Origin of the sequence: Streptomyces sp. BE20 (assembly GCF_036322525.1) — a bacterium.
In the GTDB taxonomy this organism is placed as follows: Bacteria; Actinomycetota; Actinomycetes; order Streptomycetales; family Streptomycetaceae; genus Kitasatospora.
In genome coordinates this window covers 1-300 of record NZ_JAQYWW010001169.1, presented here as the reverse complement: position 1 = coordinate 300, position 300 = coordinate 1, and the positions used below count along the sequence as shown (strand labels likewise).

The window sequence follows — 300 nt, the reverse complement described above, 5'->3', positions numbered from 1 at the left end:
CGCCCGGCGTGACCGAGCTCTCCCACCCCGAGAAGGGCGTTCACCTGGTCGGTATGAAGTCCTACGGCAGGGCTCCGACGTTCCTCGCCATGACCGGCTACGAGCAGGTCCGTTCCGTCGCCGCCCACCTCGCCGGCGACCACGAGGCCCCTCGGCGGGGCGAGCTCACTCTCCCGGAGACCGGGGTGTGTGGCGGCGCAGGCCTGTTCGACGAGCCTGCCGCCGAACAGGGCGCCGACGGTGGCTGCTGCGCGGCCCCGGTCGCCGTCAGCATCGGTACCCCGTCCGAGCAGGCCCCGG

1 pseudogene is annotated in these 300 nt (G+C 73.7%); it reads left to right on the top strand.

Annotated elements, in window-relative coordinates:
- A pseudogene (locus tag PUR61_RS36760) lies at positions 1 to 300 on the top strand (flavoprotein); the annotation flags it as partial.